Origin of the sequence: Pseudomonas sp. G166 (genome assembly GCF_037027455.2) — a bacterium.
In the GTDB taxonomy this organism is placed as follows: Bacteria; Pseudomonadota; Gammaproteobacteria; order Pseudomonadales; family Pseudomonadaceae; genus Aquipseudomonas.
In genome coordinates, this window is the sequence record NZ_CP146985.1 from 2764484 (window position 1) to 2776753 (window position 12270).

Annotated in this window: 15 protein-coding genes; 6 read left to right on the plus strand and 9 right to left on the minus strand. The window is 58.7% G+C overall.

The window, feature by feature from the left end; genetic code table 11:
* Positions 1 to 246 precede the first annotated feature (246 nt).
* From SGN16_RS12490 to SGN16_RS12530, 9 genes are all read right to left on the minus strand, one after another.
* Positions 247 to 483, minus strand: a complete 237-nt coding sequence (locus SGN16_RS12490; RefSeq protein ID WP_210644432.1) for a thioredoxin family protein — start codon at positions 481 to 483, stop codon at positions 247 to 249.
* 20 nt (positions 484 to 503) lie between these two features.
* Complete coding sequence (locus tag SGN16_RS12495) at positions 504 to 1541, minus strand: permease (RefSeq protein WP_210644434.1); 1038 nt, start codon at positions 1539 to 1541, stop codon at positions 504 to 506.
* 27 nt (positions 1542 to 1568) lie between these two features.
* Positions 1569 to 2648 carry an ArsO family NAD(P)H-dependent flavin-containing monooxygenase gene (locus SGN16_RS12500; protein WP_335944203.1) on the minus strand — a complete coding sequence of 360 codons (1080 nt, stop codon included), beginning with the start codon at positions 2646 to 2648 and terminating at the stop codon, positions 1569 to 1571.
* Positions 2649 to 2713: 65 nt separating this feature from the next.
* Positions 2714 to 2902: a DUF2892 domain-containing protein gene (locus SGN16_RS12505; RefSeq protein WP_210644437.1), complete on the minus strand. Its 189-nt coding sequence runs from the start codon at positions 2900 to 2902 to the stop codon at positions 2714 to 2716.
* Between the two features lie 13 nt (positions 2903 to 2915).
* Positions 2916 to 3335: a DUF6691 family protein gene (locus tag SGN16_RS12510; RefSeq protein WP_335944204.1), complete on the minus strand. Its 420-nt coding sequence runs from the start codon at positions 3333 to 3335 to the stop codon at positions 2916 to 2918.
* Positions 3336 to 3337: 2 nt separating this feature from the next.
* Positions 3338 to 3772, minus strand: coding sequence for a YeeE/YedE family protein (locus SGN16_RS12515; protein WP_210644441.1), 435 nt, complete (start codon positions 3770 to 3772; stop codon positions 3338 to 3340).
* Positions 3773 to 3815: 43 nt separating this feature from the next.
* Positions 3816 to 4619, minus strand: coding sequence for a sulfite exporter TauE/SafE family protein (locus SGN16_RS12520; RefSeq protein ID WP_335944292.1), 804 nt, complete (start codon positions 4617 to 4619; stop codon positions 3816 to 3818).
* Between the two features lie 28 nt (positions 4620 to 4647).
* Positions 4648 to 6318 (minus strand): bifunctional protein tyrosine phosphatase family protein/NAD(P)/FAD-dependent oxidoreductase, encoded by a 1671-nt coding sequence (locus SGN16_RS12525; protein ID WP_210644445.1) that lies wholly within the window; start codon positions 6316 to 6318, stop codon positions 4648 to 4650.
* 38 nt (positions 6319 to 6356) lie between these two features.
* Positions 6357 to 7235, minus strand: a complete 879-nt coding sequence (locus SGN16_RS12530) for an MBL fold metallo-hydrolase (protein WP_335944205.1) — start codon at positions 7233 to 7235, stop codon at positions 6357 to 6359.
* Between the two features lie 226 nt (positions 7236 to 7461).
* Here SGN16_RS12530 and SGN16_RS12535 point away from each other — a divergent pair, with 226 nt between their 5' ends.
* From SGN16_RS12535 to SGN16_RS12560, 6 genes are all read left to right on the plus strand, one after another.
* A complete protein-coding gene (locus tag SGN16_RS12535; protein WP_210644448.1) occupies positions 7462 to 8781 on the plus strand; it encodes a sigma 54-interacting transcriptional regulator in 1320 nt (439 codons plus the stop codon).
* Between the two features lie 155 nt (positions 8782 to 8936).
* On the plus strand, positions 8937 to 9113 hold the full coding sequence (cydP, locus tag SGN16_RS12540; RefSeq protein WP_178084266.1) for a cytochrome oxidase putative small subunit CydP: 177 nt from the start codon (positions 8937 to 8939) through the stop codon (positions 9111 to 9113).
* Positions 9110 to 10681, plus strand: a complete 1572-nt coding sequence (locus SGN16_RS12545; RefSeq protein ID WP_335944206.1) for a cytochrome ubiquinol oxidase subunit I — start codon at positions 9110 to 9112, stop codon at positions 10679 to 10681. Before cydP ends, SGN16_RS12545 begins: the two co-directional genes overlap by 4 nt.
* Positions 10674 to 11810, plus strand: coding sequence for a cytochrome d ubiquinol oxidase subunit II (cydB, locus tag SGN16_RS12550; protein ID WP_335944207.1), 1137 nt, complete (start codon positions 10674 to 10676; stop codon positions 11808 to 11810). Before SGN16_RS12545 ends, cydB begins: the two co-directional genes overlap by 8 nt.
* Before the next feature lie 22 nt (positions 11811 to 11832).
* Positions 11833 to 11955: a cytochrome bd-I oxidase subunit CydX gene (gene cydX, locus SGN16_RS12555; protein WP_335944208.1), complete on the plus strand. Its 123-nt coding sequence runs from the start codon at positions 11833 to 11835 to the stop codon at positions 11953 to 11955.
* Positions 11952 to 12239 (plus strand): cyd operon YbgE family protein, encoded by a 288-nt coding sequence (locus SGN16_RS12560; RefSeq protein WP_335944209.1) that lies wholly within the window; start codon positions 11952 to 11954, stop codon positions 12237 to 12239. The genes cydX and SGN16_RS12560 overlap by 4 nt, the downstream gene beginning before the upstream one ends.
* The last annotated feature ends 31 nt before the right edge of the window (positions 12240 to 12270 follow it).

The window sequence follows — 12270 nt, forward strand, 5'->3', positions numbered from 1 at the left end:
CATCGTTTGCTGGCGGTGATCATGTAGACCGCGCAAGAGGGGGGCGCCTGGCGTGATGCGGTAAGCGGCACGCCAGAGAGGCCGAAGCCTGGCCTTCGAATGAAAGCAGAGAAACTATCATAGGCTGCGTGGCGCGTGGTGGTCGGCGCGCCAGAGCCCCTGACTGGGAGACGATCAAGGCATCAGATATCTACTGTCAGCCGGATCATTATCGATGTGAGTGGTCGATCGACGGATGCGGCCTGTTTACGTGCTCAGCCATAGTTCGACTTTATCTCGGCTCGGAATGCCTCCGGAATGAACAACTTTGCCATCAATGACCACGCTGGGTGTCGATATAACCCCATAGCTCATGATGTCACGCAGCTCTTCCACTTTTTCCAACTTCACAGGCACGCCTTTCGCTTGAGCGACTTGCTCGATGATGGCGATTGTCGATTTACACTTGGAGCAACCGGTACCTAGAACCTTGATATCTTTCATGGGAACCTCGGCGGATGGACTTACAGAACGAAGTTGAAGGCGTAGCCAACGACGAGAATGCCGGCGGCGACGACACCAATGAAGGTGGCGATCAGGCGGACTTTCAACACCTTGCGCAGAATAACCATCTCAGGGAGGGAGAGGGCAATGACGCTCATCATGAAGGCCAGTACCGTGCCCAACGCTGCACCTTTGGCGAGTAGCGCCTGGACAATGGGAATGATCCCTGCTGCGTTGGTATACATGGGGATGCCTATCAGGATCGCGACTGGGACAGACCACCACGCCTCTTTACCCATGAAACTGGCCATGAAATCTTCGGGCACGTACCCATGAATACCTGCGCCAATGGCAATACCAGCCAGGATGTATGGCCAAACGTTTCCGACGATTTCACGCACGCTGCCAAAACCGGCATAGATCCGTTCATGCAGCGGCATGTGTATGTCTTCTGCGGCTGCCTGGACTTTGGGCATGTCGCGAACCCAATCCTCTAGAGAGTCCTCCATTTTCAAGCGCCCGATGATCCAGCCTGCAACCACTGCAATAAACAAACCGAGACTCAGGTACAGCAGCGCAACTTTCCAGCCGAACAAGCCCAATAGCAGTGTCAACGCGACCTCGTTCACCATGGGCGCGGAAATGAGAAACGAGAAGGTCACCCCTAAGGGCACGCCTGCTTGAACAAAACCTATAAATAGAGGAACCGCGGAGCACGAGCAGAACGGTGTAAACACCCCTAGAGAGGCCGCCATGACGTTGGCCATGCCCTCGCTGCGTCCGGCCAATATTGCGCGGGTGCGTTCGGGTGTGAAGTACGAGTTGACCATTCCCATCAAGAACACGATGCCGGTCAGCAGCATCAGTACCTTGGGCGTGTCATAGAAAAAAAACTGCAGGGCACCACCCAGGTGGCTGTCACGCTCGACAGGCAGCGCTGCAACCAACGCCTCCGAGATCGGGATAAGGGCTTCATACAAACCGAGCCAGACAAGCACGGCTACCACCAAAAAAAGGCGGGGACTACGCTGTGGCCAGCGCACAATGATCTCGTTCATGTCCACACCTCCTGGGACGGAGCCGGGTTAGGCGACCACTTGATCGGCCAGAGCCGCTGCGATTTCGCTGACCGTGCTGCGAGCCGTGCGGGTTACGCCGATCAACGTGGCGGAAGCCGAACCGGTCCACTCGCCATAACCGACCAGCCATAACCTGGGTTCTTGAGTCGAGCGCGTGCCTTCGACTTCGACACGGCCCTCGCTGTTGACCACGCCCAGGGAGTCCAGATGCTGCAGGGCGGGGCGAAAACCGGTGCACCAGATCACCACGTCCACCGCAGACTCTGAACCATCGGCCCAAATCACGCCATTGCGAGTAAACCGTTGGAAAGGTCGGACAGATTTGAGCGCATGGCGCACTCGCGCATCGACAACGGGGGGCACCATGACGATGTCGCCCAGCCCGCCCACGGGCTGCTCGATGACGCGGCCCTGCTGTTGGGCTTTCCAGCGCTCGGTGGCGCGCTCGAACAACACGCGCCCATCCACTTCGTCGGGCAAGAACAAAGGTTCTACGGGCGTCACCCAGGTGGTCTGGGCGACTTTGGAAACCTCCGCCAGAATCTGCGCCCCTGAATTGCCGCCTCCCACCACCAACACGCGCTTACCCGCGAACGGCTGCGCCTGGACATAGTTCGCGGAGTGCAACTGTTGGCCGGCGAATGACTCGGCATCCGGGTAGTAAGGAATGTAAGGATTGCTCCAAGTGCCCGTGGCACTGACCACGGCCTTGGCATCCCAATGCCGGCCGTCAGCCCATACGCGCAAGCCGGTGTCTGTTCGCTCCACCCGATTGACCCGTACCGGACGCACCACTGCAAACTGATAGCGTTGTTCATACTGCTTGAGGTAGTCGATCACGTGGTCGCGCGATGGGTAGCCGGCTTGCGTGGGGGGCATCATCCAGCCTGGGATCGAACTCCACGTGGCCGGGGAGAACAGGCGCAACGAGTCCCAGCCATGCCGCCATGCGCCTCCGGGCTCTTGCTCGGCGTCGAGGATGACAAACGTCAGTTGCGTGCGGCGCAGGAAATAGGCCACCGCCAAGGCAGATTGACCCCCACCGATAATGACAACGTCAAAGGCGCTGGAGGGCGAGTCAGTCATGGCGGCGAACCTTCAAGGGCATGGATGGAATGGCTCCAATGGCGGCAGTGGTTCCTGCCACCGTCTCAGTAACGCTTGCACGTTTTGATGCCCAATAACGTATAGATCGGGCAGAAGCGGAAAATGCCAGTGGCCAGCGGCACCAGGCCGATCCAGCCCCACAAGCCGATCACACCGGTCAGGCTCAGGGCGATGAGAACAAGCCCGATGACTATGCGCAGGCTACGGTCAATGGTTCCGATATTGGCTTTCATGCTGATCTCCCGATCAATGGGGGCGCCGGGTCTCCAGCGCCGTGAACAACAACATGCCCGCCAACATGGCCAGCATGAACACAATGATTTGCCAGTGTCCGGTCAGCAGGATGGCCACGGCAGGGCCAGGACAGATACCGGCTATGCCCCAGCCGATGCCGAACACCAGGCTGCCGCCGATCAGGCGTGGGTCCAGCTCACGTTTGACCGGTAGTTGCATAGGGCTTCCCAGCACTGAACGCGATTGCCGGCGTGCCCAGGTAAGCGGGCCGATGGCAATGCCAATCGCACCGATCATCACCAACGCCAGGGAAGGGTCCCAGGCACCGGCCAAATCCAGAAAGGCCAGCACTTTCCCCGGGTTGGCCATGCCTGCCAGGAGCAGACCGAGGCCAAAGAGCAGGCCGGCGATGAATGCAGTCAGTTTGAGCATGTTCAAACCCCCATCACATGACGCAGGACAAAGACTGTCGCGAAACCGCTGAACATGAAGCATGCCGTGGCGATCATCGAGCGCGGCGACAGGCGCGATAGGCCGCACACGCCATGGCCACTGGTGCAACCCGAGCCATAACGGGTGCCGATACCCACCAACAGGCCGGCGACGACCAGCCCGAGCCAGCCGCTGTGGAACTCAATCGGCGGCAAGGTGGCAAACAGTCCCCATAAGAGCGGTGCGACCAGCAGGCCCAGAAGGAACAGCGCTTTCTCGCCCACGCCTTCGCCGCCGCGCTGCAAAAGGCTGCCGATCAGCCCACTGATGCCAGCGATACGCCCATTGGCGACGACGAACAGGCTGGCCGCCAGGCCGATCAACATGCCGCCGGCGAGGGATGACCAAGGTGTGAAGTTGAGCCAGTCAACATTCATGAGTGTTCTCCGGTACACAATCGTTGATATTCCACTACAGGGGTCAACCCAGGGCTTTTACCAGCAGGGCCACTGCCACCAGCGTAGAAACCAGGGCAAAGCCTTTCTGTAAGTAGGGTTCCGGCAGCCTGGCCGCGATCAGACGCCCGCCAAGCATGCCGCTGAGTGCGCCAATGGAAAATGGCACGGCTACCGCCCATTGCAAGTGACCGGCCGCCGAACTCGCCACAACCCCCGACATGGAAACCAGTGCAATCACCGTCAGCGACGTGGCGAGCACCGACTGCGTGGTCAAATTGGTGTAGCGCTGGAGCGCCGGGACCATGACGAAACCACCGCCGACCCCGAGCAAGCCGGAAAGCACCCCTGCGACCACGCCTGAAAAGGTGAGTGCCCAGGCACATGGGCCGGTCCAGTTCAGCTTGCCGCGGTGCTCATCCAGGACACAGGGCGGTGGCTTGCCCCTGCCAGATGCCTTTGCTCCGGCGCGCGCAGGCCGTGATTTTTGAAAGGCCCGCCAAGCCACGTACATCAGCAAAAGGGCAAACATGATCGTCAAGGGCGCGTTGGGAGTACGTTGAGCCAACCACAGGCCGACGGGGGAGCAGACGATCCCCGCCCCAGCGGTCAGGAGTGCGGCCTTATAGCGTACGATACCGTTCCTGAGCCCCATCACGGCGCCCAGGGTGGCGGCTAAGCCCACGGCGAGTAAACCAATAGGCCCGGCTTCGGCCATGCTCAATCCCACGCCAAACACCAGGAACGGGACCGCGAGTATGCCTCCGCCCGCGCCGGTCAGCGCCAGAATCACGCCCACGGTGAAGCCCAGTAGCAAGACGCTCATCATCTGGTTCTCCTGGCGTTCAAGTCCGTTTTCATAAGTCCGCCAGCTCGGGTTTTGCCAGCCACTCATGGCCCTTGAGCATTCCCCTCCAATACAGGGGCGGCAGAATCCGCTCTTTGAGCAGCCACGCCAGCCGCGAGGGGCGGGTTCCGTCAATCAGCCAGGACGGGAAACTGGGGGCCACCTTACCGCCGTAGGTGAATTCTGCGAGGACGATCTTGCCCCGTTCCACCGTCAGCGGGCAGGAACCGTAGCCGTCGTATTGGGCACAACCCTCGGCCTTGCCCATCGCCGCCAGAACGTTATGGGCGACCACGGGGGCCTGCTTGCGTGCCGCTGCCGCCGTTTTGGCGTTGCTGGTATTGGCCGCGTCTCCCAGCGCGTGGATATTGGCCCAGCCTTTGTGGCGCAGGGTCGCGGGATCGACGTCAAGCCATCCTGCCGCATCCGCGAGGGGGCTGACACGAATGAAGTCCGGCGCAACCTGTGGTGGCACGACATGAAGCAGGTCGAAGTCGCGGGTGACACTGTGGGTGCTGCCGTCAGGCCTGACGCAACTGAAGGTGGCCGTGCGCTCGGGGCCATTGACGCTTGTCAGGGTGTCACCGAAATTCAAGTCGATGCCGTAGGCGTGGATGTACTTCATTAGCGCGGGCACGTAGTCGGGAACACCGAACAGCACCGTCGCGGCACTGCAGAAATCGATCTCGATATCCCCCAGCACGCCTTCGCGCCGCCAATGATCGGCAGACAAGTACATGGCTTTTTGCGGCGCTCCCGCACACTTGATCGGCATGGGCGGTTGTGTGAACACGGCTTGTCCACCGCGCAGTTGTCGCACCAGTTCCCAGGTATAGGGCGCCAGGTGGTACAGGTAGTTGGACGTCACTCCGTTTCGCCCCAGGGTGTCCGACAACCCTTCAATGGCGTGCCAGTTGAGTTTGAGGCCAGGGCACACGATCAGTTGCTCGTAGCGGACGACTCTGCAGCCGTCGAGAATGACGGCGTTTCGATCCGGTTCGAAAGCCGCTACCGCAGACTTGATCCAGTGCACGCCGCGGGGAATGGTCGCGCCCATCGTGTGGGCTGTTTGGGAGGCTTCGAAGACCCCGCCGCCGACCAGCGTCCAGCCAGGTTGGTAGTAGTGCACATCCGCCGGATCGATGATGGCAATGTCGAGTCCTGGTTCGCGAGCCAATAAACTCGATGCCGTCGCGATGCCTGCGGCGCCGCCACCGATAATCACCACGGCGTGTTCGGCCTCGGCCACTTCGACAGGCGTGCGGCCTTTATTGGCAATGCGACGAATGACGCCTTTCATGTCGAACCCGGCTTTTTTGGCGGTTTCGACGATCTGTGGCAAAGGCTGGTGCTCGGCTTGCGACAATGCCCACATCGTTGTCGAGCGCATGCCGGAACGGCAATAGGCCAATATCGGTTTTGGCACGGATTCAAGCAACTTGCCGAACGCTACGCCTTGTTCGTCCGTGACCTTGCCGGACTCGGCGGGCAGATAGTGGGCTTCAATACCTATCGCTTGGGCCACACGTTTGATCTCGGCAAACAACGGCTGATCGCTGCCTTCACCGTCCGGGCGGTTACAAATGATGGCGCGAAAGCCGGCATTTTTGAGTTCATTCAACTGATTGGGAAAAATCTGCTCTGAAACCGATAAGCCGGGCGCAAGGTGGCGGATGTCCATAACTGTCTCCGATCGGGAAGTTTTTCTTATAGGGGGCGTCAGAGCACGTTGAGCGGGATCTTGAGATAGCGCGTGCCGTTGGATTCGGGCTCGGGAAAGTGGCCGGCGCGCATGTTGACTTGCACCGAGGGCAGAATCAGCGTCGGCATGTCCATCGATGCGTCACGCTTGGTGCGCATCGCGACAAAGGCTTGCTCACTGATGCCGTTACGCACGTGGACATTGTCGGCGCGTTGTTCGGCCACCGTGCTGGCAAACTGCACCTCGCGGCCACCGGGCTGGTAATCGTGGCAGGTGTAGAGCACGGTGTTGGCCGGCAGGCTCAATACCTTGTTGATGGATTGAAACAACGCGCGGGCGTCCCCACCCGGGAAATCGCATCGCGCGGTACCGTAGTCGGGCATGAACAATGTGTCACCGATGAATGCAGCCGTTTCCAGGCCGTCGCTGATGACGTACGTCATGCAGGCCGGGGTATGGCCCGGTGTATGCAGCGCGCGGCATTGCAGTGCGCCGATCATGAAAGGTTCGTCGTCGACAAACAGGTGATCGAACTGGCTGCCATCGCGGGCCATCTCTGCACCGATATTGAACAGGCTGCCAAAGACTTCCTGCACAGCGGCAATGTGGCTGCCGATACCGATTTTGCCGCCGAGCTTTTCCTTCAAGTACGGTGCGGCGGTGAGGTGGTCGGCATGGACGTGGGTTTCGAGAATCCATTGGACCGTCGCGTTCAACGCGGCCACCCGGGCCATCAACTTGTCGGCAGAGGACGTCGTGGTACGACCCGACTTTGGGTCGTAATCCAGGACACTGTCGACCAGGGCGCAATAACCGGTCGATTCATCCAGCACAAGATAACTGACAGTGTGGGTCTCAGGATCGAAGAACCCTTCGACGTGCAATTTTACGGTCATGACCTGCCTCCTCTGGGACTCTAGCCGCTCAGAGAATACACAGAGCAATAAGTCTGCCATGCCAGGATCAAATTTTTGTTTGTGCTCAACTTATTGATTTTATTGGTTTTAAATTGAATTTTTGGCGATGTGTTTACCCGGGTTGATACAAGGTTACTGCCACTGGCAGTTTTTATTGGCATAGTGGCAGTGTCAATTTTAGCCAGGACAATGCACCGGAGCCGCGATGACCAACATCCTGCCGCCCATCCAAGAACACCTTCCGCATCCGGACCAGGTGCAGTCCCTGGTCTCGTTTCTCGAGCACGAACCACATCCGATGATCGTGCTTGATCCCGATTACAACATCCTGGCAGCGAACACGGCTTACCTGCGTCAGTTCGGCAGTGCCGACAAATCGTTTATCGGCCATAAGTGCTATCGGATCTCCCATCACTACGATGTCCCTTGTGACCAGGCCGGTGAGCATTGTCCGATGAAAAAGGCCAGGGAAATGCGTGGCCCGGATCGGGTCTTGCACATCCACCACACCCCCCGTGGGCCTGAGCACGTTGATGTGGAGCTGCGCCCGATCCTGGATGAGCACGGCGACATCACCGCTTACGTGGAACGTTTGACCCTGGTGCGCAGCGCGTCAGCCAGGCCTAGCAATGAGGGCTTGGTGGGCCATTCACCGGCCTTCAACCAGGCACTGTCGCAACTGCAGCGCGTCGCGCCATCGATGTTGCCGGTGTTGCTGCTGGGCGAGTCCGGCACAGGCAAGGAACTGTTCGCCAGGGCTGTTCATGAAACCAGTGACCGCGCCACCGGACCCTTTGTGGTGGTCGATTGCTCCGGGTTGACCGAAACGTTATTCGAGAGCGAGCTGTTCGGCCATGAAAAAGGCGCGTTCACCGGCGCCACAATGCGCAAGCCGGGTCTGGTTGAAACGGCCCAGGGCGGTACGTTGTTTCTCGATGAGATCGGTGATGTTCCGCTGACCATGCAGGTGAAACTGCTGCGGTTGATTGAATCTGGAACCTATCGCCGTGTTGGCAGTGTCGAGACCCAGCATGCCAACTTCAGGTTGGTGGCGGCGACTCACAAACCGTTAGAGAAAATGGTGGAAAGTGGTGAGTTCAGGCAGGACCTGTACTACCGCATCAGTGTGTTTCCCATTCACTTACCCCCCTTGCGTAACCGGGTGGAAGACATCGGCTTGCTGGTGAACTCGTTTCTGCAACGTGCCGGTAGAGGCAAACGCCGGCTGACTATCGATTCCGCTGCCTTGAAGCAGCTGCAGCAGTTTTCCTGGCCGGGCAATATCCGTGAGCTGCGTAATGTCCTGGAAAGGGCCAGCCTGTTCGCCGATGACGGCGTGATTCACTCGGTGCAATTGCCCCAGGCCGCTGCGGTGCCTACCCCATCGGCTACGCCAGTGCTCGACAGCAGGACATTGGCGCAGGTGCTGGCAACTTTTAAAGGCACTCGCAGCGAACTGGCTGAACACTTGGGTGTGAGTGAACGCACGTTGTACCGACGACTGAAAGAACAAGGTTTGTCCTGAAGGCCGTCAGCCCTGACTGCCATTGACTGCCACCTGGCAGGACTTTTTTCCTTTCCGAATACCCGGCGAGCTGGGTGAGTACGCATAACTGATTGTTATATAGGGATAAAAACTGGTTTTCCCGCCTTTGGCATGACGCGTGCTAATGCCCCGTCATGACTATTTCCGATAAACGACTACGGCGCCATTTGCTCACGGCAGTACTGATCAAGCTGATTGTGCTGACAGTGCTGTGGTGGGTGTTCGTCCGGGATTCGCGCGTCAGCGTCGACTCGAACACCATCGGCGAACGGTTCGGCGTACCCACCTCGGCTCAAGGGGCAAGCAAGTGATTTCAGAACAACTGGTGGACCTGTCACGGCTGCAATTTGCAGCCACTGCGCTTTATCACTTTCTTTTTGTACCGCTCACCGTGGGCATGGTGTGGCTGCTGGTCATTATGGAAAGCGTCTATGTCATGACCGGCAATGTCATCTGGAAAGACATGACGCGATTCTGGGGCAAGCTGTTCGGCATCAACTTCGCCCTGGGGGTGACGACAGGGATCACGCTGGAATTTCAGTTCGGTACCAACTGGGCGTACTACTCGCACTACGTCGGGGACATCTTCGGCGCCCCGCTGGCGATTGAGGGCCTGATGGCGTTCTTTCTCGAGTCCACCATGATCGGCCTGTTCTTTTTTGGTTGGGACCGTCTGAAGAAGCAGCATCACTTGCTGGTCACATTGCTGATGGCGATCGGTACGAACCTGTCAGCACTGTGGATCCTGATTGCCAACGGATGGATGCAGAATCCGGTGGGTTCAGAATTCAGCTATATCACCATGCGCATGGAAATGGTCGATTTCTGGACAGTGGTTTTCAATCCGGTGGCCCAAGCCAAGTTCGTGCATACCGTTTCGGCGGGTTATGTCACGGGCTCGATGTTTGTATTGTCGATTTCCAGTTGGTATTTGCTCAAGCGTCGTGACGTCGAGTTTGCCAAGCGCAGCTTTCGGGTGGCGGCGGCTTTCGGGCTGGCCTCTGTCTTGAGCGTGATAGTGCTGGGGGATGAGTCCGGCTACACGGTGGGCGAAGCGCAGCAAACCAAAATGGCCGCCATGGAAGCCATGTGGGAGACAAAACCTGCACCGGCCGGCCTGACCCTGGTGGCGAGCATCAATGAAGCTGAGTCCAGGAACAATTGGGAAGTCGAGGTGCCCTGGCTGATGGGGCTGATTGGAACCCGCTCGGTCAGCAAACAGATTCCGGGTATTCACGACATCAAGGAAAAAAACCGCGCTCGGATCATCCGCGGTATTACCGCCGTCAATGCCCTTGAAGCACTGAGGGCAAATCGCGGCGATCCCGTCGCACTCAAAACTTTCGAAGCCTATAAGGCTGATCTGGGTTTTGGCTTGCTGCTCAAACGTTATGTCCAGGACGTCAACCAGGCGACGCCGGCAATCATCGAAACGGCCGTCAACGATAGCGTTCCACGCGTGACGCCGATGTTCTGGGCATTTCGCATCATGGTGGGCCTTGGTTTTGCCATGCTCATGCTTTTCGGACTGGCATTCTGGAGCACCTTGAAGTCCGGCTCTACACATCGTCGCTGGTTATTGCGCTGGGCTCTTTTCATGCTGCCTGCGCCATGGCTCGCCTGCGAACTGGGCTGGTTTGTTGCCGAGTACGGTCGCCAACCCTGGACCATCTACGGCGTACTGCCGACCCATATGAGTGTCTCCACCCTCAGCGTCAACAACCTGTACGGCTCGCTAGCCGGGTTCGTTGCTTTCTACACAGTACTGCTGGTGGTGGAAATGTTCCTGATGGTCAAGTTCGCCCGCCAGGGGCCCGGCAGCCTGGGTACAGGCCGTTATGTCTACGATGCTAAGTTGAAGGAGCTGCACCATGCTTGATTACTTCACCCTGAAAATTATCTGGTGGGCGCTGGTCGGCGTCCTGTTGATAGGTTTCGCCATCATGGACGGCCACGACATGGGCGTGGGTACGCTGCTGCCGTTTGTTGGCCGCAATGACATGGAGCGCCGCGTTGTCATCAACACCGTGGGGCCGCATTGGGATGGGAATCAGGTCTGGTTCATCACGGCCGGCGGCGCGCTGTTCGCCGCCTGGCCGGTGGTGTATGCCACGGCATTCAGCGGATTCTACTGGGCGATGATCCTGGTTCTCTGGGCATTGTTTTTCCGCCCGGTGGGTTTTGACTACCGCAGCAAGATCCACAACCCTGCCTGGCGCAGTACCTGGGATTGGGGGCTTTTCGTCGGCGGGGCGGTGCCGCCGTTGGTGTTCGGGATCGCGTTTGGCAATTTGCTGCTGGGGGTACCGTTTCACTTCGATCAATACCTGGTGTCAACGTACACCGGCAGTTTCTGGCAATTGCTCAACCCTTTCGCGCTGCTGACCGGCATCGTAAGCAGCGCCATGATTATCCTGCAGGGCGGCACGTACCTGGCCCATCGCACTGAGGGTGGCATTCAGTCCAGGGCTATAACAGGCGCGGTGGGCGCTGCGATAGTGCTGGTGTGTTCATTCATCGTTGCCGGTATCTGGCTGCAATGGATTGAGGGCTATCGCATTGCGTCGGTGGTGGATACCGCCGGGTTGCCTGACATTCTCAACAAATCGGTCGTGAGAGAGGCGGGGGCCTGGATGGCTAACTATGGCCATTATCCCGCGCTGTGGCTGCTGCCGGCGCTGGGATTGGCTGGCGCTGCCGGTGCCGCGCTGTTGCTGGTGATGCGCCGCACGCTTTCAGCATTTGTCGCCTCATCGCTTGCGGTGGTCGGCGTCATCAGCACCGCAGGCGTATCGATGTTTCCCTTCGTCATGCCGTCATCAACGATGCCTGCGGCGAGCCTCACGGTGTGGGACAGCGTCTCCAGTCATCTGAGTCTGGCCATCATGTTCTGGGCCACGTTGATCTTCATGCCACTGATTGTCCTTTACACCTCCTGGGCGTACCGCGTCATGCGCGGCAAGGTCACCGTCGCACAGATCAAAGCCAACGAACATTCAGCCTACTAGTACCTGCAAAGGAGTCAAAGACATGTGGTATTTCGCCTGGATGCTGGGAGTCGGTTTTGCGTTGCTGCTGGCGATATTGAATGCGATGTGGGGTGAGAACGAAGCGGGGCGAGCCTTGAGTGACAGCGGCGAGGCACCGCTATGACATCACCACTCTCCACAGCCCATCCATCGTCACGTATTCATGTGCTGAGTTTGATTATTGCGGTGAGCATCATGTTGGCCTGCACGCTTTACCCTCCCATGATGGCCACCCCTGCGGGGAAAGCTGATCACGCGCTGGCTAGTGTGTTGTTTGCTGCCATGAGTGTGGCCTTTGTGAGGGGGGTGGGTTTTGTTCCTCACGCCTTGGTCTGGCGATGGCTGTTTTCGGGGTGGGTCTGCTTTGGCGCGCTTGTACTTGCAGGCTGGTTAAAGTACTCGCGTTAAGCGCTGATGTACCAACGTCGGGGGCTTTGTG

Excerpts from the sequence above, each read along its gene's own strand:
- cydP (WP_178084266.1), top strand. The coding sequence starts at position 8,937 with ATGACTATTTCCGATAAACGACTACGGCGCCATTTGCTCACGGCAGTA.
- cydB (WP_335944207.1), top strand. The coding sequence starts at position 10,674 with ATGCTTGATTACTTCACCCTGAAAATTATCTGGTGGGCGCTGGTCGGC.
- SGN16_RS12500 (WP_335944203.1), bottom strand. The coding sequence starts at position 2,648 with ATGACTGACTCGCCCTCCAGCGCCTTTGACGTTGTCATTATCGGTGGG.
- SGN16_RS12520 (WP_335944292.1), bottom strand. The coding sequence starts at position 4,619 with ATGATGAGCGTCTTGCTACTGGGCTTCACCGTGGGCGTGATTCTGGCG.
- SGN16_RS12490 (WP_210644432.1), bottom strand. The coding sequence starts at position 483 with ATGAAAGATATCAAGGTTCTAGGTACCGGTTGCTCCAAGTGTAAATCG.
- SGN16_RS12505 (WP_210644437.1), bottom strand. The coding sequence starts at position 2,902 with ATGAAAGCCAATATCGGAACCATTGACCGTAGCCTGCGCATAGTCATC.
- SGN16_RS12515 (WP_210644441.1), bottom strand. The coding sequence starts at position 3,772 with ATGAATGTTGACTGGCTCAACTTCACACCTTGGTCATCCCTCGCCGGC.
- SGN16_RS12495 (WP_210644434.1), bottom strand. The coding sequence starts at position 1,541 with ATGAACGAGATCATTGTGCGCTGGCCACAGCGTAGTCCCCGCCTTTTT.
- SGN16_RS12560 (WP_335944209.1), top strand. The coding sequence starts at position 11,952 with ATGACATCACCACTCTCCACAGCCCATCCATCGTCACGTATTCATGTG.
- SGN16_RS12525 (WP_210644445.1), bottom strand. The coding sequence starts at position 6,318 with ATGGACATCCGCCACCTTGCGCCCGGCTTATCGGTTTCAGAGCAGATT.
- SGN16_RS12510 (WP_335944204.1), bottom strand. The coding sequence starts at position 3,335 with ATGCTCAAACTGACTGCATTCATCGCCGGCCTGCTCTTTGGCCTCGGT.
- SGN16_RS12530 (WP_335944205.1), bottom strand. The coding sequence starts at position 7,235 with ATGACCGTAAAATTGCACGTCGAAGGGTTCTTCGATCCTGAGACCCAC.
- SGN16_RS12535 (WP_210644448.1), top strand. The coding sequence starts at position 7,462 with ATGACCAACATCCTGCCGCCCATCCAAGAACACCTTCCGCATCCGGAC.
- cydX (WP_335944208.1), top strand. The coding sequence starts at position 11,833 with ATGTGGTATTTCGCCTGGATGCTGGGAGTCGGTTTTGCGTTGCTGCTG.